20 protein-coding genes and 1 pseudogene are annotated in these 21,918 nt (G+C 72.1%); 15 read left to right on the top strand and 6 right to left on the bottom strand.

Translation table 11 applies throughout. From position 1 onward, the window contains the following. The first annotated feature begins 142 nt into the window (after positions 1–142). Positions 143–793: an HAD-IA family hydrolase gene (locus tag J8403_RS29975; RefSeq protein ID WP_211125897.1), complete on the top strand. Its 651-nt coding sequence runs from the start codon at positions 143–145 to the stop codon at positions 791–793. 359 nt (positions 794–1,152) lie between these two features. On the opposite strand, the gene J8403_RS29970 is transcribed toward J8403_RS29975, so the two are convergent. Next, positions 1,153–1,734 (bottom strand): TMEM165/GDT1 family protein, encoded by a 582-nt coding sequence (locus J8403_RS29970; RefSeq protein ID WP_211125896.1) that lies wholly within the window; start codon positions 1,732–1,734, stop codon positions 1,153–1,155. 917 nt (positions 1,735–2,651) lie between these two features. On the opposite strand from J8403_RS29970, the gene J8403_RS29965 reads away from it, so the two are divergent. From J8403_RS29965 to J8403_RS29940, 6 genes are all read left to right on the top strand, one after another. Then, complete coding sequence (locus J8403_RS29965) at positions 2,652–3,320, top strand: HNH endonuclease family protein (RefSeq protein ID WP_211125895.1); 669 nt, start codon at positions 2,652–2,654, stop codon at positions 3,318–3,320. Between the two features lie 129 nt (positions 3,321–3,449). Then, entirely contained in the window at positions 3,450–5,210 is a 1,761-nt protein-coding gene (locus J8403_RS29960) for an alkaline phosphatase D family protein (protein ID WP_211125894.1), read from the top strand. 166 nt (positions 5,211–5,376) lie between these two features. Next, positions 5,377–7,350: an FAD/NAD(P)-binding protein gene (locus J8403_RS29955; protein ID WP_211125893.1), complete on the top strand. Its 1,974-nt coding sequence runs from the start codon at positions 5,377–5,379 to the stop codon at positions 7,348–7,350. Positions 7,351–7,489: 139 nt separating this feature from the next. Beyond that, positions 7,490–7,972, top strand: a complete 483-nt coding sequence (locus J8403_RS29950) for a DoxX family protein (protein ID WP_211125892.1) — start codon at positions 7,490–7,492, stop codon at positions 7,970–7,972. A 217-nt stretch (positions 7,973–8,189) separates the two neighbouring features. Then, the gene (locus tag J8403_RS29945) at positions 8,190–8,879 is read left to right on the top strand and encodes a DedA family protein (RefSeq protein WP_211125891.1); all 690 of its coding nucleotides are present in this window, start codon (positions 8,190–8,192) and stop codon (positions 8,877–8,879) included. A gap of 84 nt (positions 8,880–8,963) precedes the next feature. Then, entirely contained in the window at positions 8,964–9,674 is a 711-nt protein-coding gene (locus J8403_RS29940) for a lytic transglycosylase domain-containing protein (protein WP_211125890.1), read from the top strand. Here the strand turns inward: J8403_RS29940 and J8403_RS29935 are convergent. Together J8403_RS29935 and J8403_RS29930 are read right to left on the bottom strand one after the other, a co-directional pair. Further along, complete coding sequence (locus J8403_RS29935) at positions 9,658–10,440, bottom strand: alpha/beta fold hydrolase (RefSeq protein WP_211125889.1); 783 nt, start codon at positions 10,438–10,440, stop codon at positions 9,658–9,660. The two genes, J8403_RS29940 and J8403_RS29935, sit on opposite strands and share 17 nt — an antisense overlap. Before the next feature lie 168 nt (positions 10,441–10,608). Then, positions 10,609–12,840: an RICIN domain-containing protein gene (locus tag J8403_RS29930; protein ID WP_246586052.1), complete on the bottom strand. Its 2,232-nt coding sequence runs from the start codon at positions 12,838–12,840 to the stop codon at positions 10,609–10,611. 342 nt (positions 12,841–13,182) lie between these two features. On the opposite strand from J8403_RS29930, the gene J8403_RS29925 reads away from it, so the two are divergent. From J8403_RS29925 to J8403_RS29900, 7 genes and pseudogenes are all read left to right on the top strand, one after another. Further along, a complete protein-coding gene (locus tag J8403_RS29925) occupies positions 13,183–14,208 on the top strand; it encodes an MASE1 domain-containing protein (RefSeq protein WP_211125888.1) in 1,026 nt (341 codons plus the stop codon). 123 nt (positions 14,209–14,331) lie between these two features. Then, positions 14,332–14,967, top strand: a complete 636-nt coding sequence (locus J8403_RS29920; protein WP_211125887.1) for a histidine phosphatase family protein — start codon at positions 14,332–14,334, stop codon at positions 14,965–14,967. A 250-nt stretch (positions 14,968–15,217) separates the two neighbouring features. Further along, a complete protein-coding gene (locus J8403_RS29915) occupies positions 15,218–15,838 on the top strand; it encodes a helix-turn-helix domain-containing protein (protein ID WP_246586051.1) in 621 nt (206 codons plus the stop codon). A 155-nt stretch (positions 15,839–15,993) separates the two neighbouring features. After that, on the top strand, positions 15,994–16,542 hold the full coding sequence (locus J8403_RS29910) for a GNAT family N-acetyltransferase (RefSeq protein ID WP_211125886.1): 549 nt from the start codon (positions 15,994–15,996) through the stop codon (positions 16,540–16,542). Between the two features lie 242 nt (positions 16,543–16,784). Then, positions 16,785–17,144: a hypothetical protein gene (locus J8403_RS29905; protein ID WP_425519908.1), complete on the top strand. Its 360-nt coding sequence runs from the start codon at positions 16,785–16,787 to the stop codon at positions 17,142–17,144. Beyond that, a pseudogene (locus J8403_RS44805) lies at positions 17,141–17,245 on the top strand (nucleotidyl transferase AbiEii/AbiGii toxin family protein); the annotation flags it as partial. The gene J8403_RS29905 and the pseudogene J8403_RS44805, both read left to right, overlap by 4 nt. A gap of 470 nt (positions 17,246–17,715) precedes the next feature. Then, on the top strand, positions 17,716–18,345 hold the full coding sequence (locus tag J8403_RS29900; protein ID WP_211125884.1) for a hypothetical protein: 630 nt from the start codon (positions 17,716–17,718) through the stop codon (positions 18,343–18,345). A gap of 75 nt (positions 18,346–18,420) precedes the next feature. On the opposite strand, the gene J8403_RS29895 is transcribed toward J8403_RS29900, so the two are convergent. Then, positions 18,421–19,026, bottom strand: a complete 606-nt coding sequence (locus tag J8403_RS29895; protein WP_211125883.1) for a ClpP family protease — start codon at positions 19,024–19,026, stop codon at positions 18,421–18,423. 1 nt (position 19,027) lies between these two features. Next, positions 19,028–19,690 carry a ClpP family protease gene (locus J8403_RS29890; protein WP_211125882.1) on the bottom strand — a complete coding sequence of 221 codons (663 nt, stop codon included), beginning with the start codon at positions 19,688–19,690 and terminating at the stop codon, positions 19,028–19,030. Positions 19,691–20,014: 324 nt separating this feature from the next. Between J8403_RS29890 and J8403_RS29885 the strand changes: the two genes are divergently transcribed. Further along, positions 20,015–20,710 (top strand): restriction endonuclease, encoded by a 696-nt coding sequence (locus J8403_RS29885; RefSeq protein WP_211125881.1) that lies wholly within the window; start codon positions 20,015–20,017, stop codon positions 20,708–20,710. Between the two features lie 254 nt (positions 20,711–20,964). Here J8403_RS29885 and J8403_RS29880 read toward each other — a convergent pair whose 3' ends face one another. Next, positions 20,965–21,873, bottom strand: a complete 909-nt coding sequence (locus J8403_RS29880; protein ID WP_211125880.1) for a LysR family transcriptional regulator — start codon at positions 21,871–21,873, stop codon at positions 20,965–20,967. Between the last annotated feature and the right edge of the window lie 45 nt (positions 21,874–21,918).

Raw genomic sequence — 21,918 nt, 5'->3', positions numbered from 1 at the left:
GCACCCCCCCCTGGCGCATCCGGGCCAGGCTTTGTATCGTGAAGGAACAAAGTGGTTCCGCCCGCTTCCCCTGACCGGCGGGCGGAGCCGCTTGTGTTCCTTACCGCTGTGCCTCTTTCCGCGCTCGCGCCCAGGAGTCCCGATGTCGCTCACCGCCCGCGCACTCCTCCTCGACATGGACGGCACCCTGGTCAACTCCGACGCCGTCGTCGAACGCTGCTGGCGGCGGTGGGCGGCCGAGCAGGGGCTGGACGCGGAGAGCGTGCTCGGGATCGTCCACGGGCGGCAGGGCCACGCGACGATGGCGGTGCTCCTCCCCGATCGGCCGGTCGAGCAGAACCTGGCCGACAACCAGCGGATGCTGGAGTGGGAGACCACGGATCTCGACGGCGTCGTACCGGTGCCCGGCGCGCCCGCCTTCATGGCCTCGCTGGCCGGTCTTCCGCACGCCCTGGTGACCTCCGCCGACAAGGGGCTCGCCGGAGCGCGGATGGGCGCCGCCGGGCTCACGATGCCGGAGGTGCGGGTCACCGCGGAGTGCGTCGGGGCGAGCAAGCCGGACCCGGAGGGCTTCCTCAAGGGCGCGGCCGAGCTGGGCTTCGCCCCCGCGGACTGTGTCGTCTTCGAGGACTCGGAGGTCGGCATCGCGGCGGGCCGGGCGGCCGGGATGCGGGTCGTCGGCGTCGGACCGCGCGCCGCGGCGCACGCCCCGGACGCCCATGTGCGGGACCTGGAGCAGGTGGGGGTCGAGGCACTGGCCGACGGCACGCTGCGGCTGCACATCTCCGGCTGAGTGCCGCGCCACGCCTCGCCCCTGGACGCCTCGGACGCGGCTGCACGTCTCCGGCTGAGTGCCACGCCACGCCTCTCGCCCCCTGCACGCCTCGGGCCCTTACCCCCATTGCCCCCACGATCCGCGGACGTCTTGGGCTGAGCGTCGCGCCCGCAGGGCCCGGCATCTCGGACCGAGCGCCGGAACTCACACCCCCACACACCGCGAGTCCTCGGGCTGAGCCTCGACCCACGCGCCCGGCTTCCCGGGCTCAGCACCGCGGACGCAGCGCCGCGCCGCCGCCGCCCGCCCGGGTGCCCCGGGGGCGCCCCCGGGGCGCTCGGACGCGCGACTCGGACGCGCCCGGGCCCGCCGCCCGCTCAGCCCGCGATGGCCTCGTACAGGCTGAATCCGCCCAGCGCCAGCATCACCAGCGCCGCGATCTTCGTGATCAGCCGGAGCGGTACGTACCGCATCAGGGTGCGGCCGCCCACGATGCCAAGGCCCGCGACGGCCCACAGCGCCAGCACCGCGCCCACGCCCACCGACAGCGGGTCGTCGTAGCGGGCGGCGAGGTTGGCGGTCATGATCTGGGTCAGATCGCCGAACTCGGCGACCAGGATCAGCATGAAGCCCGCGCCGGACACCTTCCAGAAGCTCTGGTCGGCGGGCTTGCGGACCTCCTCCTCCCCGTCGTCCTTCTTCAGGAGCAGCATCGCCGCTCCGCCGAGGAAGAGGACCCCCACGATCGCCTGCAGCAGCCGGTGCGGCAGCAGGGTGAGCACACTGCCCGCCGCGATGGCGAGCCCGACGTGAAGGGCGAAGGCCGCGGCCACGCCGACGAAGACGTACGAGGCGCGGTAGCGGGTGCCGAGCATCAGCCCGGCCAGGGCGGTCTTGTCGGGAAGTTCGGCGAGGAAGACGACGCCGAAGACCACGGCGGCGACGGTGATGCTGAACACGGAATGGATACCTCGTAGATCGGGCCGCACCCAAGGGCCCCGGGGAGGGATCGCTTCGGCACGGCAGCGTCGGACACTGCGGCCGAAGGTCTCGCTGGCGCACGGCCTCCGCGTCACGCGGTGGTTCCGTACGCTCCGGGCGCCGGCCCGCACCTCGAGGGCGGGCAGTATGTCGACGGTCCGGCGAGGAGCTACTCCCCTTCTGCTGCCGACAAGGATACGGGAGACCTCCAGCACGTCCACCGCCCGGGCCACCGGCCCCACCCCCACCGCGTCCTCCGCGATCAGCTCGTGATCAGCACGAACAGCCGCCCCGCGCCTGGCGACACGGATGAGGCGCCGCCCGACGGCCTCCCGCCGAAGCCGCCGGGAGTGTGACCAGCCCCACAGTCCGGGGCCGCCGGGCGGACGATCTCGCGTCGGGCGCCCGGTCCGGCGGCCCGACGCGAGTCCCGCCTCGACCCGAGTCCCGCCCCGACCCGAGTCCCGCCCCGACGCGAGTCCCGCCCCCACGCCTCGCCGCAGCGCGCACCGCAGCGCGCAGGCGCGCGCCGCGATGCCGAGGCGGGCGACGGCGGGCGACAACGGCCGACGGCGGTCCACAACCGCCGACAGCGGCCGACAGCAACGCGGCAAGCACCCACCCCGCCCACCGCGTTGACCGGCGGCAAACACCCACCACCGCGCGGGCGGGCGCACGCACCACGCGGCCACGACGCGGCCACCACGCGGCCAACGCGCGGCGCGCGACCGCCACGCCGGATCGCATACCTGGCCCCAACCACCCCCTGGAACCCCTTGCGTTGACATGACCGCGTCGTCACTCTGTTACCTGGCGCCCACCCCACGGAAACCCGGCGTCGCAAGCATGGCCGGGCACCAGCGGCCAACGACCCCCCACCCTCAAGGGAGTTCGCATGTCAGACATGCACCGTCATCCCACTCGCCGCCGCGTCTACGCGCGTCGCGCCTCCGTCTTCAGCGGGTTCGTCGCCCTGCTGGGCACGATCGTCATGAGCGGGCCCACCGCCCAGGCCTCCCCGCCCACCCCGCCGAGCGCCGCCACCGCCCGCACCCAGCTGGCCTCGCTGACCGTCAAGGCCGAGGGCTCCACCGACGGTTACAGCCGCGACAAGTTCCCCCACTGGATCACCCAGAGCGGCTCCTGCGACACCCGCGAGGAGGTCCTCAAGCGCGACGGCACCAACGTGCAGACCAACTCCAGCTGCGCGGCCACCAGCGGCTCCTGGTACTCCGAGTACGACGGCGAGACCTGGACCGCCTCCTCCGACGTGGACATCGACCACATGGTCCCGCTCGCCGAGGCGTGGAAGTCCGGCGCCAACAGCTGGACCACCGCCCAGCGCCAGGCCTTCGCCAACGACCTGACGCACTCCCAGCTCATCGCCGTGACGGACAACGTCAACCAGTCCAAGAGCGACCAGGACCCCGGCGAGTGGCTGCCGCCCCGGACCGCCTACCACTGCATGTACGCCCGCATGTGGGTCTCGGTGAAGTACACGTACAAACTCAGCCTCGACTCGGCCGAGAAGTCCGCGCTCAGCGGCATCCTCAACGGCTGCTGAGACGGCGTACCGACCGGCCTACCGATCGGCCTGCCAACCGGCACTCCGCCGGGTGGAACGCCGCACCTCCTCCGTCGTTCCGTACCGTACGCATGACGAGCACATCAGAGAACGACGGAGGAGGTCCGGATGGCCGGGCTGCGGCTGGGACCACTACTGCGCCAGGTCGACTGGGAGACCGGCACCGGCGCGACCGTCTGGGTCGAGGCCGACCGGGCCTGTGAGGCCGAGGTGCGGTGCGCCGACGGTGCGGGCGGCACCGCCCGCACCTGGCAGATCGCCGGCCACCACTACGCCCTGATCCCGGTCACCGGGCTGCGGCCGGACACGGAGACCGCCTACCGGGTGCTGCTCGACGGTGAGCAGGTCTGGCCGCTGCCCGACTCGCCCTTCCCCGACAGCACCATCCGCACCCCCGCCCCGGGGACGGACGCGCCCGTGCGCGTGGCCTTCGGCTCCTGCCGGTGGGCTGCGCCGCCGTCCGACGCCTCGCACGACCCCGTCGGGCCCGACGCGCTCGACACCCTGGCGCAGGCGCTGGCCGGCGCCCCCGAGCGCCCGCGCCCCGATGTGCTGGTGCTGCTGGGCGACCAGGTGTACGCGGACGAGACCTCCGCCGAGACCCGCCGCTGGCTGGCCACCCGCCGCGATCTGAGCGAGCCGCCGGGCGAGCAGGTCGCGGACTACGAGGAGTACACCCGCCTCTACTACGAGTCCTGGCTGGACCCCGAGGTGCGCTGGCTGCTCTCCACCGTCCCCAGCTGCATGATCTTCGACGACCACGATGTCATCGACGACTGGAACACCAGCGAGGCGTGGCAGCGCCGGATGCGCGCCACCCCGTGGTGGCGGGAGCGGATACTGAGCGGCCTGATGTCCTACTGGGTCCATCAGCACCTGGGCAACCTCTCGCCCACCGAACTGGCCGCCGACCCGCTCTACGCACAGGTGCGCACGGCCGAGGACGGCACCCAGGCGCTGCGGGAGTTCGCCACCCGCGCCGACGCCGATCCGTCGTACACCCGCTGGAGCTACCGCCGTGACTTCGGCCGCACCCGGCTGCTGATGGTCGACACCCGCGCGGCGCGGGTGCTGGAGGAGGGGCGGCGGGCGATGCTGTCCGAGAAGGAGTTCGCCTGGGTGCGCGAGCAGGCCATGGAGGGCACGGGCGGCCACCCCGGCCACCCCGGCCAGGAACACCCCGGCCACCCCGGCCAGGAACGGCCCGGGGCCCCCGGTCAGGAACGGCCCGGAGCCTTCGGCGGCTATGACCACCTGCTGCTCGGCACCTCGCTGCCCTGGCTGCTGCCGCATTTCGTGCATGACGTGGAGGCGTGGAACGCCTCGGTGTGCGGCGGCAGACGCGGTGGGCGCTGGGCGCGGATCGGCGAGGATCTGCGGCAGCGCGGCGATCTGGAGCACTGGGCGGCGTTCCCCGAGTCCTTCGACGCGCTCACCGACACCATCGCCGCGGTGGGCGGCGCGCCGGGGGCACCGGCCACGATCAGTGTGCTCTCCGGCGATGTGCACCACGCCTATGTCGCCGCGCCGGACTGGTCGCGGTGGTCGTCCCGGCCGCCCCGCAGCCAGGTGCGGCAGTTGACCTGCTCGCCGGTCCACAACAGCATCTACGCCTCGATACGGCTCGGCTTCCGCTTCGGCTGGAGCGCGGCGGGCCGCGCCCTGGGCCGGCTCTTCCGGCGCCATGGGCGGGTGCCGGGCTCCCGCCTGACGTGGCACAAGACGGGCGGGCCCTGGTTCGGCAACCAACTGATGACGCTGACCCTCCAGGGCCGTAGCGCCCAGCTGCGGCTGGACCAGGCGCGGTCGGACGCCTCGGGCGGCGGTGCCCGGCTGGTGACGGCCCTGGAGACGGACTGGGCCGGGTAGTCGGGTCCTCGGGTCCCTCGGGTCCCTTGGATACCGTTCCGCGCCGTACGTCACGTGATACAGGCCACAACGGAGCCGTACGTTCCGGAGACCGGGTCGATTCGTGTGGAGCGAGCGGCATGATGGGCGCGCATCCTGCGTCACATCTGCCCCGGGAGACACGACCTTGGCCGGAGACCCTCACGCGATAGCCGTCGTCGGCGCCGGGCCGCGCGGCACCAGCGTGCTGGAGCGCCTGTGCGCCTCGGCCCCGGAACTGGCGCCCGGCACCCCGCTGACGGTGCACCTGGTGGACCCCTCGCCGCCCGGTGCGGGACGGGTGTGGCGCACCGCCCAGCCGGCCGAGTTGCTGATGAACACCGTGGCCTCGCAGGTGACCCTGTTCACCGACGCCAGCGTCGAATGCGGCGGACCGGTGCGGACCGGGCCGAGTCTGTACGAATGGGTCGCGGCGCGCGGTCTTGCGCCCGGTCTCGGCCCGGACGACTATCCCAGCCGCGCGCTCTACGGCCGCTATCTGGAGTGGGTGTTCGGCGAGGTGGTGCGGGGCGCGCCGGAGACCGTGACCGTCCGGACGCACCGGGCCCGCGCCGTACGGCTGGAGGAGCGGGCCGACGGCGAGCAGGTGCTGACGCTGGACGACGGCAGCCGCCTGGAGGGGCTGCGCGCGGTCGTCCTGGCGCAGGGTCATCTGCCGGCGGCCGGCGACGCCACGGAGCGGCGGCACGCGGCGCACGCGGAGCGGCACGGGCTGCGCTACTACCCGCCCGCCAACCCCGCCGATGTCGACTTGTCGCCCATCGCGCCGGGCGAACCGGTGCTGCTGCGCGGTCTCGGCCTCAACTTCTTCGACCATATGGCGCTGCTGACGGCGGGCCGGGGCGGCACCTTCGCACCGCATCCGCGCGGCGGTCTGGTCTACCGGCCCTCGGGGCGCGAGCCACGGCTGTACGCGGGGTCGCGGCGCGGCATCCCGTACCACGCGCGGGGCGACAACGCGAAGGGGCCGTGCGGGCGGCACACCCCGCTGCTGCTGACCCCCGATGTGCTCGGCCACTTCCGCAAGCGCGCGGACTCCGGCGATCCGCCGGACTTCCTCGCCGAGATATGGCCATTGGTCGCCAAGGAGGCCGAGACGGTCTACTACGAGGCGCTGCTGGCCCTCCGCGCACCCGACACCCGCGCCCCGGCGGCCCCGGAAGGCTCCGGGACCGAGCCCGGCGCCCCCGCCCCGCACACCTCAGCACGCTTCAGGAGTCACTTTTTGGCCACCGGGCACGGCAGCCCCGAAGAGGCCGCCGTGCTCACGGCGTACGGCATACCGGACGCGGAGCGCTGGTCGTGGGACGCGGTCTCCCAGCCGTATCGCGGACGCCGGTTCACGGGGCGTGACGAGTTCCGGCGGTGGCTGCTGACCTACGCCCACCAGGATGTGGCGCACGCCCGGCTGGGCAATGTCGAGGGCCCGGTCAAGGCGGCCCTCGACGTGCTGCGCGACCTCCGCAACGAGGTGCGGCAGATCGTCGACCACGGCGGGCTGACGGGGGCGTCCCGCCGGGCCCATCTGGACCGCTGGTACACCCCGCTGAACGCCTTTCTCTCGATCGGCCCGCCGCGCCGCCGGATCGAGGAGATGGCCGCGCTGATCGATGCGGGCGTCCTGGAGGTCCTGGGCCCACGGCTCGAAGTGACCTTGGAAAGCCCGGACACGGGAGCCGAAGGCGCCGGTTTCGCCGCCCGGTCGGCCGAGGTGCCGGGTCCGCCGGTGGTGGCCACGACCCTGATCGAGGCGCGGCTGCCGGAGCCGGATGTGCGCCGGACCGCCGATGAGTTGCTGATCCATCTGCTGGAGACCGGGCAGGGCCGTCCGCATCGGGTGGAGGGCTACGAGACCGGCGGCCTCGATGTCACCACCGCCCCCTACCGGCTGGTCGACGCCCACGGCCGCCCGCATCCGCGGCGGTTCGCCATCGGGGTGCCGACCGAGGGGGTCCACTGGGTGACGGCCGCGGGCGCGCGGCCGGGCGTGAACTCCGTCACCCTCTGCGACACGGACGCGGTAGCACGCGCGGCGCTGCGCGTGGCACATACGGGAGAGACCCTGCAGGAAGGTGTCCCGATGTGCGCGGCGGGGCTCTGAAGAGCGGCTTTTGGGGCGCCTTGAAGAGGGCGCCCGGGCACCGACATTGGCATGAACTTGAACTTGCAACAAAAGGTGAGGGGAACCTAACCTGGCGTTCCGCTGTTCCCTGTCCCCAGGAGCAAGGAGCTCCCCTCCCATGCCTTCTTCCCCCACCCCCCGCACCCTCGGCGAGGCGCTCGATGGCGCCAGGCCGTACGTTCTCTCCCTCTTCCGCATCGTCGTCGGACTGCTCTTCTTCTGCCACGGCGCCTCGTCGCTGCTCGGCTGGTTCGGCGGCATGATGGGCACCGGCAAGACCGTCGAGGCCGGCACCTGGCCGGGCTGGTACGCGGCGGTGATCCAGCTCGTCGGCGGCGCCCTCGTGATGCTCGGCGTCGGCAGCCGCACCGCGGCGTTCATCTCCTCGGGCTCGATGGCCTACGCGTACTTCCATGAGCACCAGCCCGAGAAGCTGTGGCCCATTCAGAACGGCGGCGAGGCGGCCGCGATGTTCTGCTGGGCGCTGCTGCTGATCGTCTTCACCGGCCCCGGCCCCTGGGCGCTGGACCGGATATTCGGCTCGGCCCGCGCGAACGAGGCGGCGCCCGAAACGCAACGCGAACCGTCGACTGTCGGATAGGCGTCACTTCTCCGCATTCGACCGACATCCAGCATCACCTGACCGATCACGCCATGCAGGGTCGAACGCCCTGCATGGCGTGATTCGAACAACCTCATGACGCCCCTTACCGTTATCCTCGTCAGTCACAGGCGTACGCTGTATGGCTGTTACAGGCTGACGCCTGCCGCTTCCCGGCGACATGCGCAGCGGGGGGACCGGGATCGGGAGTAGAACGTTGTTGGAACATCTGGGGTCGCTGACCAACACCCCATGGATCTATGCGGTGATCGGGGCGTCCGTCCTGCTCGATGTCTTTCTGCCCGTCCTGCCCAGCGGAGTTCTGGTCATCACCGCCGCCACCGCGGCCGCCGGCACCACCGTCGACGCCGTCGGCGTGGTGCGCCAGGCCGGTGCCGCCGACTTTCCCGCCATGTTCGGGCTGATGCTGTGCGCCGCGACCGCCTCCGTCCTCGGGGACATGGTCGCCTACCGGCTGGCCTGGCGCGGCAGCGACCGGCTCGATCGCGCCATCGCCCGTTCCCGCCGACTCACCTCCGCACAGGAGAAGTTGGGCACCGCGCTGGTGCGCGGGGGCGGTCCGCTCGTGGTGATAGCCCGCTTCGCGCCCGCGGGGCGCTCGGTCGTCAGCCTGAGCGCGGGCGCGGCCCACCGGCGGGTGAAGGAATTCCTGCCGTGGTCCGCGGTGGCCGGGCTCGCCTGGGCGGCGTACAGCGTGGCCCTCGGCTATATCGGCGGCCAGTGGCTGGGCGCCACCTGGCTCGGCACGGCGGTCTCGGTGCTCGCGCTCTTCGCGGCGGGCTCCGGCGCGGCGTATGTGATGAAGCGTCCGGGCGCCAACGCGGCCGGACCGCTCCCCGCGGCACCCGCCGGGCAGCCCCTGCCCCCGGTCCACCAGGCGCGATAGGGCCGTGTCGGCGACCGATTACGGATCGGCCCGCGAGACCCGCTACCGTCCCTGCATGCGTACCCCTTCCGTACCGCCTCTGGCATGCTGACCCGCGCCGCCGGGCTGGCCGCGGCGTTCGTCGCCGGGCTCGCACTGGTCGTCGCCGCGGTGCTCGTCGTACGGCATCTCACCGCGCCCTCGGAACCGGAGCTTCCGGTGGTCCCCGAGGCCCGGCGCCCCGTCGTGGAGGCGGCGGTGCGGGCCTGCACCCCGCTGAGCGTGCCGCTGCTGGCCGCCCAGATCGACGCGGAGAGCGGCTGGCGTCCGGACGCGGACTCCGGGCACGCCCAGGGCATTTCGCAGTTCTCCCCGGTCACCTGGAAGGAATGGGGCCAGGACGGCGACGGCGACGGCAAGGCCAATGTCTGGGAGCCCCGCGACGCCATCCCCTCGCAGGCCCGCTACATGTGCCATCTGTACGAGGTGGTCAAGGTGGTCCCGGGCGGCAAGACCACGCTCGGGGCGACCCGGCTCGCGCTCGCGGCGTACAACGCGGGGCCGAACGCGGTGCTTCGGGCCCGCGGCATCCCGAAGATCCTGGAGACGCAGGACTACGTCGACAAGATCTTGAACGACCTGCTGCCCAAGTACCGGGAGAGCGAGGAGAAGTACCAGCGGAGCGAGGCGAAGCACACCAGCAGTGCCTCCGCCTCGCCGTCCGGCTCGTCCTCCACCTCGTCCTCCACCTCGCCCTCCACCGATCCGTCCGCGACCGCCCCCGGCGACTCACCGCCGGCTACGCGTCGGCCGTGATGAAGTCCTCCACCGCCCGCACCAGTTCCTGTGGAGTCTCGTCGGCGGGGTAGTGCCCGGCATACTCCAGCTCCACCAGCTCGGCGTTGACGTACCAGCGCAGCCAGGTCTGCCGCATCACCTCCGCCGTGAGCGCCGGATCGTGGGCGCCGACCACGATCCGGACCGGCACCTGGGCGCCGGCTATGTCCTCGTGGAAGTCCTCCAGCGCCCACGAGTCGAGCCAGGCGCGGAGCGCCTTGGGCTCGCTGTGCTCCAGTGAGTGGCGCACCATCAGGTCCAGCCAGGCGGCCGGGTGACGACCGCCGGTGGTCAGGTCGATGATGGTCCGTCGATTCTCCGGGTGGTCGGCGGCGGCCGCGAACAGCTGCCACTGCTCGCCCTCCATCGGCACTCCGCTGGCCGGCACCGGCGCGACCCCGACCAGCCGGCGGACCCGCTGCGGGGCGGCCGCCAGGACGCGCTGGACGACGGCCCCGCCCATCGAGTGGCCGACGAGCGAGAACCGCTCCCAGCCGAGGTGATCGGCGAGCGCGAGCAGATCCTGCCCGGCCTCGCCGGTGGTGTACGCGCCGGGGATGTCGCGCGCCTCGCCGTAGCCGCGCAGATCGGGCAGAACATAGGTGAATCCGCGCCGGTCGACATGCGGCAGCATCGCGGCGTACGCGGCACGGTCCGAGAACCAGCCGTGCACCGCCATCACATGGTGCGGCCCGTCGCCGACGGTCTCATACGGTGGAACGAGGGGTGGAACGATCGGTCCCATGGCACCTCCGGTCCCAGTCGAATACGGGCGACGCGGCGCGTGCCCGTGGGGCTCAACGGTGACGTCTCCGGCAGAGGTGGGCAAGCCCGGTGCGCATATGCGTGCCCGCGATACGACCCGTGGAGGGGCCGTATCGCGGGCATGTGGCCGTCCGCGGGGCGGGGGGTTCTAGGGGTAGTTCACGAGATTCGCCACATTGTTGCCGGAATTGGACGGCCCGCCCGTGTTGTTGATGACGTGGCTGATGGTGCCGGTGCCGCCGAGCGACACGGTGACCATGTGGTGGAAGCGGACGCCCGGGGTGTCGGGGACCTCGAAGGCGCGGGCCGCGACGACACCGGGGTTCACATTGAAGTAGCAGTAGCTGCCCAGCCCCCACGCCTCATGGCTGGTGACGTTCGGCCCCACCTTGTAGGCCGCGTAGCCCTGGGTGTTCCCGTTCGTCCAGGCGCCCTGGTTGGGCGGGTCGTAGGGCATTTCGTTCTGGTAGAAGTAGGTCCGGCCGCCGTTGCCGTTCCAGATCGTCTGGTACTGCTGATAGTGCTCGACGAACAGGCCGTACATGGTGACGTCGGCACCGTTCACGATCAGGCCGTTGGCGGCGGTGTTGGTGTTCCAGCCGACGCCGTCACCGTGGTCGGCCCGCCAGATCCACAGATGGTCGCCGATCACGTTCGAGCTGTTGACCACCAGGCTCTTGGACGCCTTGCCCACCCCGGCCCCGCCGACCCGGAAGAACACATCGTGCAGGGACGTCGGATTGGCCGCGTGCTTGCCGCTCGCCCCGCTCGGCCCCACCTCCATCAGGGAGGCGGAATTGACCGTACCGGCGTCGAACAGCAGCCCCGCCACCTTGACCCCGTCGACATCGGCGACCGTCATCGCGGTCACACCGTTGTCGGGGACGAGGGTGGCGAGCCCGAGGCCGAGGACGACCGTGTCGGGCCGGGTCACCTTCAGGGTCTCGCCGAGGTGGTAGACGCCCGGGGTGAACAGCAGATGCTTGCCCTGGGCGAGCGCGGCGTTGATGGCCGACGCGGAGACCCCGGGCTTGGCGATGAAGAACTGGTCGATGGGCAGCGACGAACCCGCCGGAGCGCCACCGGCCCAGGTGGTGCCCTGGGAATTCGACCGCAGCGAGGGCACGAAGACCTTGTAGGCGCCCGCCTGGTCGACGTAGAGGAAGGGCTTCTCGCGGACGGTCGGGGTCTGGTTCACCACCGTGTAGGGCGGGCTCGGGAAGTTCCCCGAGGGCGCGTTGAGGGCCCCGACGAACACCATGTTCCAGTTGGACCCGGACCAGCTTCCCCACTGGGTGTTCCGGGAGAGCCACTGCTGCTGCGAACCGGAGCGCACCTGGCCGTCGATCTTCGTATCGGCCATGAACCCGCCGCTCGACCAGCCCCCGTCATCGAGCTGCAGCGAACCGCGGACATGCATCCGGCGGTACGGCGCGGCCTGGGACACCGCCCATCGGTCGGTGCCCGAGGAGGGAGTGACCGACAGATTCTCCGCGCCGCGCCAGAAGTTCTGGGTCGCGTTCCCCTGGAACCAGTCGGCCTCGGCGTGCACCGCGCCGTTGATGGTCACATCGTCCGGTGACATCCCCAGGCCCAGCACCTGCGTGTAGAAGCCCACATTGACGTCGGCGCTGTAGGTGCCCGGCTTGAAGAGCACCGCATAGCGGTTGGAGCCGAACTGGTTCCGCTCCTGCTGCTGGAAGATGGAGTTCAGCCGGCCCTGGATGGTCGACGCGGGCATCGTCGGATCGAAGACGGCGACGTTCGGGCCGAGGTCGGGGCCGTCGCCCGGCTGCTCGGGCGCGGCGGCCACCTGGAAGGACTGGGCGGCGCTGCCGTTGCAGGTGTACTGCGTGAGCTGCACCCCGTCCTGCGTGGAGGCGCTGGGCACATCGAGGCATTTGCCGCTGTGCCGGTTGACGAAGTGATACGCCCCGCCGCCCTCGTCCACGGCGCGCCACTGCTGGTTGTCGCCGCCGCCGTAGGTCCACAGCTGGACGGGGGCGCCGTCGGCCGTGGACACATCCGTCATGTCCCACGCCTGGGCGGAGTCGTTGCGGTTGTCGACGCGGACGTAGCCGTCGCCGGTGTCCTCGAACTTCCACAGCTGGGCGGCGGAGTTGTTGCAGGCGTACTGCTGGACGGCGGTGCCGTTCACCGTCGCCGCGCCCCGCGCGTCCACGCACTTGCCGCTGCCCTTGTTGACGGCGGTGGCCCAGCCCGTCGGCAGCGCCGCGGCCTTGGCGCTCGCCCCGGGGGCCGTGGCCAGCGAGCCGCACACCGCGGTGAGCAGCGCGAAGACGGCCAGCAGAGCCGCTCTCGGGGATCGGGCGGGCCTCGGGGGTCTGGAGCGTCTCGCCCATCGTGCCGGTTCTCGCATCACGGAAGCCTCTCCTCGTGGGGTGGGGAAGAGCGCCCCGGTGCGGTCACAGGGCGGTCGCGGCGCGTTCCAACGAGTCCTCGTCACCGGCTCGTTGGTTGGTCCGTACCGCGGTTTTGAGGACGGTATGACCATGGGATTCCGGTGTCAATACGAGCCTTAAGTCAAGCCGTGAAATTGTGTGCGCTGTGGTGTGTGGGGCGAGGCCGTGCCGCGTGCGGAAGCGTCTGTGCTGCGTACGGGCGAGGCCGCACTGCGTACGGGCGGGCCTGTGCTGCGTACGGGCGAGCCCGCCCCGGTGGCCGCGTGTCAGCCGCGCCGGCCGCGGGCGCGCGTAGTGGGATGGCCGCTGTGGCGCGCGATACGGGGATCCGGCGGAACAACGGTTTCCGGCGCAACGGTGCCACGGCGCTGCGGCTCGTGGCCGTCGCCGCCCTCTACTACGCGGGCGCCTGGATCGGACTGCTGCAGGAGCTGGTGCGCGATCAGGTGACCCCGCTGTGGCCGCCGACCGGCATCGCCCTGGCCTGTCTGCTGACGCTTGGGCCCATGGCCTGGCCGGGCATCGCTCTCGGGGCCGTCGCGGTCAACGCCCCCATCGGCCCCTCGCCCCTGGCGGTCCTCGCGATCGTCGTGGGCAACACCCTGGCCCCGATCTGCTCGTATCTGCTGCTGCGGCGGGTGGGCTTCCGACCCGCCCTGGACCGGCTGCGGGACGCGCTGGTCCTGGTCTTCCTGGGCGCCCTGGCGGGCATGCTGATCAGCGCCACCGTGGGGACCGCCGCGCTCATCGTGTCGGGCGCGCTTCCGGTGGGCGACTTCTGGACCGCCTGGTCGGTGTGGTGGACGGGCGACGCGATGGGGGTGCTGGTGATCACCCCCCTGCTGCTGGTGCTCCACCGCCTGCTCCGCCGCGTCCGGCTGCCCCGTGACGTCAGCCCGTACCGCCTGCTGGAGGCCGCGGTCCTGCTGCTGGGCACGGCGGCCGTCACCCTGGTCGCCACGCGGACCGAGGTCAGCCTGCTCTTCCTCGTCTTCCCCTTCCTGATCTGGGCCGCCCTGCGCTTCCAACTCGCGGGCGCCGCCCCGTGCTCGCTCATCGTCTCGGTCCTCGCGATCGCCGCGACGGCGGAGGGCACCGGTCCGTTCTCCCACCATGCGCTGCCGGCCCGGATGGTCACCCTCCAGGCGTTCAACGGCTCGACGGCCCTGACGGCCCTGCTGCTGTCGGCGATCATCACCGAACGGAACGCCACCCGCCGCCAGATCGAACACGTCTGCGCCCAACTGGCCGAAGCCGTCTTCCGCCTCGCCCCGGACGAGCCCCGCCCGCCCGAAGGCGACCGGAAGTCCACGGACCGGCGGTAGGGGGCTGACCGAGGGCGCCGCCGGGAAGGTGCGCCGGGCTGGAAGCACCACTCGGCACCGGGCGCCCGGAACCGCTCCCCCGCGATGGCCGTCCTTTCCAGCGACTCTCGACGGACAGGGACCATGACCGCGACCCACGCCACCCGCTATCTCTATCTGACCCGCCACGGCGAGGCCACGCCGGACGAAGACGGGCTCACCCCCACCGGCCGCCGCCAGGCCGCGCTGCTCGGCGAGCGGCTCCGGGACGTCCCGCTGTCGGCGGTCCACCACGGCCCGCTGCCCCGGGCGGCCGAGACCGCCCGGCTGATCGGTGACCGGCTCGACGGCGTACCCGCCCATGCCTGCGAACCGGCGGGCGACTATGTGCCGTACACGCCCCGCCGAGCCGAACTGCCCGCCGATTCCGCGGACTTCCTGCTCGACTTCGTCCATCGCTTTCCACCCGATGAGCGCGCTCGCGGCCCGCTGCTGGCCCGTACCGCCGAGGAGCGCTTCACCGGGCCCGTGGACGGCCCCGAGGACCGCCATGAGCTGGTCGTCACCCATAACTTCCTCATCGGCTGGCTGGTCCGAGCCGCGCTCGACGCCCCGAAGTGGCGCTGGCTCGGCCTCAACCAGTGCAACGCGGCGCTGACGGTCATCCGCTATCCCCCGCCCGGCCGTCCGCCCTCGGTGCTCTTCTCCAACGACATGGCGCATCTGCCCGCGCCGCTGCGCTGGACCGGCTATCCGCCGGAGCTGCGCCTCACTTCCTGACCACGCGCAACTGGCGCAACCGGCCCCCGGCTTCCGCCGGGGGCCGGGCCCGCGCTGTTGGGCCCGGCCCCCGCCGTGTCCGAGTACGCAAGCAGCCCAGCAAGCGTGAATAAGGACAGCCATACGGTAGAGCCGGGCACTGACAACGGGGTCGCGGCGAACCGAGGAAGACACTCGAACGTATGAGCGGTTCGCCAAGGGCAGAGCGCCGCCCCCTTCCCGTCGGGCGCGACGCTCCTACCCTGAGGGGGTGAGCAGCCACGCGTCGAACCGAGCCCGCGTCATTCCCCTGCGTCCGGCCACCACGGACCCGGCACCCCAGGCCGGGGCCACCGCCGAGGCCGCCGGAGCCCCCGCGGCGGGCCCCGCCGTTCCGGCCGCCCCGGTTGCCCCGGTTGCCCCGGGCGGCCCGGTTGCCCCGGGCGGCCCTGTCCGGCGGGAGCAGCCGGGCCGGGAGCCGGTGAAGGAGCCCCTGCTGCGGGATCTCGTCGGAGGCGTGCTGCGGCGCGAGCGGCTGGCCCAGCAGCGCACGCTCAAGGACGTGGCCGAGGCGGCCCGGATCTCGATGCCGTACCTCTCCGAACTCGAACGGGGCCGCAAGGAGGCGTCGTCCGAGGTCCTCGCGGCCGCCGCCCGCGCGCTCGGCCTCAGCCTGGCCGACCTCCTCGCCATGGCCCAGGGCGAGCTGATCCGACTCGTCTCCGGCCCGCGGCGGCGGCGCGACGGCGCGGTGGTGTCGGTCGCGTCCCTCACGTCCGTCGCCTCCGCCGGCTCCCTCACGTCGGCCACCTCCGTCGCGTCCCCCACCTCCGTCACGGACCGCGGGTCCCGGCACGCGGGGCGGCAGGGCGAGGTACGGCTCGCCGCCTGAGACACCGTGACATCGCCGCCCGACGCCCCGCGCCCGAGGCACCGGCCCGCCCGGGCCGCCCCCGACCGACGCGACGGCCTCGCCCGCGCCGCACACACAACGCCTTCGTAGCCGCGGCACGTGCCGCTCGACGAGCGTTCGATAAGTTGCCCACCATGACTGAACCGGGGTCCATCGCCTGGCCACCTGCCCCGATCACGACGGAGCGGCTCGTGCTCCGCGAGTCCGAGGCCCGGGACCGTGCGGCGTTCATCGAGCTGTTCAGCTCGCCGGAGGTGAACACCTACCTCGGTGGCCCTCGACCGCGTGATGCGTGCGAGCGCACGTTGCCCGAGACGCCCGAGAGGCGCCCCGGCCTTTTCGTGATCGAGCTCGACGGAGCGATGATCGGCACCATCGAGCTCAACCGGCGCGACGCGGAGCGCCGGAGTCATGTCCGCCCGGATGCCGGGGAGGCCGAACTCGGCTACCTGCTCCTGCCGGAGGCATGGGGCCACGGCTACGCCGCCGAGGCGTGCACGGCGGCGCTCGGCTGGTTCGCCGACGCGCTTCCGGGCCATCCGGTGGTGCTCTGCACCCAGACCGCCAACACCCGCTCGATGCGCCTCGCGGCGAAGCTGGGGTTCACCGAGGTGCAACGGTACGAGGCGTGGGGCGCCGAACAGTGGATGGGCGTATGGCCCCCGGTCCCGCCGCCCGCTTGAGCTCCTGTCGATGCGGCCGTACTCGGCGAGCCCGGCGCCGAGTGGGGTGGGATGGCCCTCGCGGCCGCACATCCGCAGCAGGCCATGTCGGAGTACCTTCCGGGAGCGATGAGGCATGCCGAGCTCTCCCATGTGCCGTGGCCTGGCCGGTAGGCCGGCCGTTCTGGGGATCCGCGGGCTCGCAGGGCGCCCTCTGCCACGAGCTGCGATCTCATCACTCATACACTGGGTACATGTCCGCTATGTCTGCCGCCGAGCCGTCACCGCCTGCTGCCGAGGTGCTGCGGCAGCGCTATGTGCGAAGGCTTCCCGACGCGCTAGGCGAACTGGCCGGGCCGGCGCACGGCTCCGTCCAACTGCCGCTGCATGTGGCGTGGTCGGGTCTGACGCGGTTCGATCTGGACCGGCCGCGGTCGCGGATGAGCATGTACCGCACCGTGCTGGCCGAAGGGCAGCACGGCGGCCTGATCGCCCTGCTGAACCGGGACCTCCTGATAAACCAGTGGCCCGTCCTGCGCACGCTGATCAGCCGCGCCATCCGCGACGTATGGGAAGAGGCTTTTCCCGAGCTGGCCGCCGCCCGCCCGGCAGCCGCAGCGTGAACCTCAGCCACCTGCACCGCCGGCTCCTCTCCGACATCCTGGCCATCGGCGCCCCCTACCCCCTGGTCATCACCGGCGGGTACGCCGTCCAGGCGCACGGCCGCCCGCCTGGCGGGCGCGGAGTGGTACGAGGACGACGAATTCATCGCCTACGGGCTCACCGAGAGGGACACGTCCACCTTGCGGGACTGGGCCCGGGACTGGGCCGACGACCTCGCCCAGCGCCTGCACGAGGACGCCCAGGACGACTGACCAGCCGCGCGGGAGGGTAAAGCCACGGGCAGTCGCCAACGAGGCTACAGAGCTGTACGAGGTTGTCCGTCGACAGGTCGAGGTAGAGGGGCAGGGCCGTGCAAGCGGTCGGTGATGACCTGGCGCAGGGGCGCGGCGATGAGGGGCTGGTCGCCGTGGGAGAGGCGGCGGGCCGTCCGGGCCCGCCGCCGTACCGCCGCCCGCCGCATCCCTCTGATGCCGTTTGGTGACAGGAAAGACACGCCACCCCCACACCAGGCCCTCACAATTCCTGTGTCGCCACACCCGCCGGCTCCACTGGCAACTACGGGGGAATTCCATGCATCGCTCCATCACATCCGCCGCCGCGGCCGTCGTGCTCGCCGCCGCCCTCGTGGCGTGCGGGGGTTCGGACGGGGACAGCAACAAGGCCGAGGCCACGAAGAGCGCCGGTTCCGGCGGCGCCGCCGCGTCCGACGGCCGGCGGACGCCGGACGCCGCGCCCACCAGCACAACGCAGAGTGCCGCCAAGGTCGGTGACACCCTCTCGCTGGAGGGCCTGCCCGGTATGGGCTCCACGGGTACCAACGTCCAGGCCGACGTCACGCTGAAGAAGTACGAGGACCACGCCAAACCGGCGCTGGAGGCCTTCGCGGCCCCCGACGGACAGCGCCTGGTCGCCACGGAGTTCACGATCCTCAGCACCGGCGACGCCACCTACGACGACCCCGGCAACCTGGGGGCGAAGGTCGTCGACTCGACCGGGAAGGTGTACCCCGGCAAGCCCGGTAGCCCCACCGCCGGTGAGTCCATGGACCTCACCATGATCCTCCAGCCCGGCGACAAGGCCACCGGCTGGGTGATCTTCAACGTGCCGCAGGACGCGAAGATCACGGCCGTGACGTACCAGATGGACTCGCTCCTGCAGACCAACGGAGAGCACACCGGCAGGTGGAACCTCCCCGCCTGAGTCCGGAGTCCGGAGTCCGGAGTCCGGAGCCCGGAGTCCGGAGTCCGATGGGCCGGGAGGTTCGAAGGAACGCGCTCAGAAACCCCGGCCCGCCCGCCGGCTCAGCACCTCGTCGGCGAGCCCGTACGCCACCGCCTCCCGCGCCGTGAAGACCTTGTCGCGGTCCATGTCGGCGCGGAGCGTGGCGGCGTCGTGGGGCGTATGGCGGGCCAGCACCTCCTCGACCTGCGAGCGGATCCGGAGCATCTCCTTGGCCTGCAGGCTGAGGTCCGAGACCGTGCCCTGCTGACCGCCGCTCACCGGCTGCCCCAGCAGCACCCGGGCGTGCTCCAGCACGAACCGCCGCCCGGGGTCTCCCCCGGCCAGCAGCACCGCCGCGGTCGAGGCCGCCTGCCCCACACAGAACGTCGAGATGGGCGCGGACACGAACGTCATCGTGTCGTAGATCGCCATCAGCGAGGTGAACGAGCCGCCCGGTGAGTTGATGTAGATCGCGATCTCCTGCTCCGAGCTCGACGATTCGAGGTGGAGCAGCTGCGCGATGACGACGTTGGCCACGCCGTCGTCGATCTCCGTGCCGAGGAAGATGATCCGCTCGGACAGCAGCCGGCTGTAGATGTCGTACGCGCGCTCCCCCTGCGTGGTGCGCTCGACGACGGTCGGAATCGTGTACTGCCCCATGTCAGATCCCCATCCTGCGTCGCGCCCCGGCCGGCCGTACGTCCGCGAGGGACTCCAGGACCCGGTCGACCATTCCGTACTCCTTCGCCTGCTCCGCCGTGAACCACCGGTCGCGGTCGCCGTCGCGGGAAATGGTCTCCACGCTCTGTCCGGTGTGTTCCGCCGTGATCCGCTCGATGGACCGCTTCATGAATTCCAGGTTCTCGGCCTGAATCGCGATATCGGCCGTGCTCCCGCCGATACCGGCGGACGGCTGATGCATCATGATGCGGGAATTCGGCAGTGCGTAGCGCTTTCCCGGCGCTCCGACGGTGAGCAGAAACTGCCCCATGCTCGCGGCGAATCCCATGGTGAGCGTGGAGACGTCGTTCGGAATCAGCCGCATCGTGTCGTAGATCGCCAGCCCCGCCGTCACCGAACCGCCCGGGCTGTTGATGTAGAGGTTGATGTCCGACCGCGGATCCTCGGCCGACAGCAGCAGCATCTGCGCGCACACCCGGTTCGCGGACACCTCGTCCACCTGCGTCCCGAGGAAGACGATGCGCTGGGTCAGCAGCTGCGAGGCGAGGTGATCGTCGAACCGCGTGGGTGCCGTGTCCCCCTCCGCGGCTCGCGGAATAGGCCCCGGCTCCCAGCCGGTGGTGAATGCTCCGAATGTTCCCATCGGACCTCCCTGTGAGTGCCGCCTGTGCGTACCGCGACGCACACCGCCGCGGTCCTTTCACCATGGGCCCCATTCGCTTGCGCGGTAAGGAATCTCGGCCCGCGGCAGATTCGCCCACGGCAGACCCGGTCCGGCGGCCCATAAGGCGGTCTTGCGGGGCGTCTCGCCATTCCCGAGACTGCCGGTAAACGAGCCGACAGGGGGGCGGGCGCGATGGCCGTGCGACGACGAGGGCAGCGGTTACGGCAACGGCAACGCCGACGTAAAGCGGCCTTACGGCGAGCGAAGGCACGGCTGCACCGCACGGCCTGGAGCGGCGGCGCGGTGGCACTCCTCGCGCTGGCCCTGCTCTGGAAGACGGTGTGGCCGTACGTCGTCGGGGCGATCCTCATCGGCCTGCTCGGCGGCGTCGGCTGGTGGTTGCGGCGTACGCAGCTGCGCACCGTGGCGGAACACCGCGCCTGGCAGACCGAGGAGGAGAACGCGGCGCGCGAGCGGTCCATGGCCGAGGTCGACGCCATGACCTGGCAGCGGTTCGAACGGTACGTCGCCGAGCTGTGCCGCCGGGACGGCTGCACCCAGGTCGTCGTCTCCGGAAAGTCGGGTGACCTGGGCGCCGACGTCGTCGGCCGGATGCCCGACGGGCGCCGGCTGGTGATCCAGTGCAAGCACTACGCACCCCATCGCACCGTGCCGAGCGGCGATATGCAGAAGTTCCTCGGCACCGCGAAGGCCGAACACGCCGCGGACGTGGCGGTGTTCGTCGCCACCTGCGACTTCACCCGGGAGGCGGAGCGGCTCGCGGTGAAGCACGAGATCGTCGCCATGCACCGCAACCTCCTCGGCGCCTGGGTGCGGGGCTCCACCTTGGAGTCGCTGATCCCGCTCAACGGGGCGGGCCACGGCCGTCGGCCACGGGGCCTCAGGGACACTCGGGGCACAGCCGCCCGCCCCGCGACGGCCCCACGCCCACCGGGCCAATCCGGCGCCCCCGGCCCCGGCCACCACAGCCCTCGATGAGCTCCCGGCCCAGCCGACCGACCCATGCCGATCAGGCCCCGGCGGGGGCCGTATCAGGACCTCATACGGGCAGTCTTGTGCGCGACCCGTGACACACACAGCATCACGGGCCTACCGTCACAACCAGGTTCGACCCATGCCGAGCGCGAGCCCCCTCTCCCCAGGTGTGGCCTCTCGCCGCGATCGAGCCCGCTCGCGCCCCCGCGCCAATCCCCGGGGGCGCTGGCATGTGCCCGCACGGTCGCGCCCCGGCGTCAGGGTGTCGCACGCAGCTGTGCGGCCTCCTGGCGCAGCGCCTCCACGGTGGCCGTCACCTCGGGAGAGCGGTCGCGGGCCGTGACGGCGACCATCGCCCGGCCGAGCCAGGCGGGGTCGTCGACGCGGACGGTGCGGACGCCGGCGGGGATCGCGGCGGCGGCCACTTCGGGGAGTACGGCGATGCCGAGACCGGTGGCGACGAGGCCGAGGCGGGTGGGCCATTCGCGGGCGGCGTAGGCGATCCGCGGGTGGTCGAGGGTGGGCCAGGCGCCGAACTGGGGGTCGTCGCGGAGGCCCTTGCCGACGATCCAGGGCTCGTCCCTGAGCTCGGTGACCGGGATGGTTCCGCGACCGGCGAACCGGTGGTTCGCGGGGACGGCGAGCAGCAGGCCGCCGTCGAGGAGCAGATCGCGGCGCAGTCCGTCGAATGCGTAGCCGGGCAGATCCGCTCCCACGCCGATCACCGCGACATCGATGCGGTGGGCGCGGAGTTGGCGGAGCTGGGTGGGCGAGGACGCCTCGCCGAACTCGACGATCAGCGCCGGATGGTCGTCGCGCAGCCGGGCCAGGGTCCGGGGGACGAGCACGGCGGCGGCCGAGGGGAAGGCCGCGATGGAGACGCGTCCGGTGACATGGTCCGTCAGCCCGGCGAGGTCCGCGCCGACGGCGTCGATCTCGCTGAGGACCGTCGCGGCCCGGCGGGCGAGCACCATACCCGCGGGTGAGGGCGTCACCCCACGGGCGCCCCGGACGAACAGCGGTGCGCCCGCGGCGGCTTCCATCGCCGCCACCTGACGGGACACCGCCGACTGGGTGTATCCGAGTGCGTCGGCCGCGGCGGTGAACGATCCGGTGTCGACGACGGCCCGGACGACGCGGAGACCGGTGAGGGACAGCTCGGCCATGCCACCACTCTGACACATTCCGGAACCGCATGTCTCCTATACCAG

The organism is Streptomyces yatensis, assembly GCF_018069625.1.
Lineage (GTDB): Bacteria > Actinomycetota > Actinomycetes > Streptomycetales > Streptomycetaceae > Streptomyces > Streptomyces yatensis.
The sequence above is the reverse complement of the archived record's forward strand: the minus strand, read 5'-3'. Positions and strand labels throughout refer to the sequence as shown.

Bases quoted from the DNA above. Each gene is read 5' to 3' on its own strand.
- J8403_RS29975 (WP_211125897.1), top strand. From the start codon at position 143: ATGTCGCTCACCGCCCGCGCACTCCTCCTCGACATGGACGGCACCCTG.
- J8403_RS29965 (WP_211125895.1), top strand. From the start codon at position 2,652: ATGTCAGACATGCACCGTCATCCCACTCGCCGCCGCGTCTACGCGCGT.
- J8403_RS29960 (WP_211125894.1), top strand. From the start codon at position 3,450: ATGGCCGGGCTGCGGCTGGGACCACTACTGCGCCAGGTCGACTGGGAG.
- J8403_RS29950 (WP_211125892.1), top strand. From the start codon at position 7,490: ATGCCTTCTTCCCCCACCCCCCGCACCCTCGGCGAGGCGCTCGATGGC.
- J8403_RS29940 (WP_211125890.1), top strand. From the start codon at position 8,964: ATGCTGACCCGCGCCGCCGGGCTGGCCGCGGCGTTCGTCGCCGGGCTC.
- J8403_RS29935 (WP_211125889.1), bottom strand. From the start codon at position 10,440: ATGGGACCGATCGTTCCACCCCTCGTTCCACCGTATGAGACCGTCGGC.
- J8403_RS29930 (WP_246586052.1), bottom strand. From the start codon at position 12,840: ATGCGAGAACCGGCACGATGGGCGAGACGCTCCAGACCCCCGAGGCCC.
- J8403_RS29925 (WP_211125888.1), top strand. From the start codon at position 13,183: ATGGCCGCTGTGGCGCGCGATACGGGGATCCGGCGGAACAACGGTTTC.
- J8403_RS29920 (WP_211125887.1), top strand. From the start codon at position 14,332: ATGACCGCGACCCACGCCACCCGCTATCTCTATCTGACCCGCCACGGC.
- J8403_RS29910 (WP_211125886.1), top strand. From the start codon at position 15,994: ATGACTGAACCGGGGTCCATCGCCTGGCCACCTGCCCCGATCACGACG.
- J8403_RS29905 (WP_425519908.1), top strand. From the start codon at position 16,785: ATGTCTGCCGCCGAGCCGTCACCGCCTGCTGCCGAGGTGCTGCGGCAG.
- J8403_RS29900 (WP_211125884.1), top strand. From the start codon at position 17,716: ATGCATCGCTCCATCACATCCGCCGCCGCGGCCGTCGTGCTCGCCGCC.
- J8403_RS29895 (WP_211125883.1), bottom strand. From the start codon at position 19,026: ATGGGGCAGTACACGATTCCGACCGTCGTCGAGCGCACCACGCAGGGG.
- J8403_RS29890 (WP_211125882.1), bottom strand. From the start codon at position 19,690: ATGGGAACATTCGGAGCATTCACCACCGGCTGGGAGCCGGGGCCTATT.
- J8403_RS29880 (WP_211125880.1), bottom strand. From the start codon at position 21,873: ATGGCCGAGCTGTCCCTCACCGGTCTCCGCGTCGTCCGGGCCGTCGTC.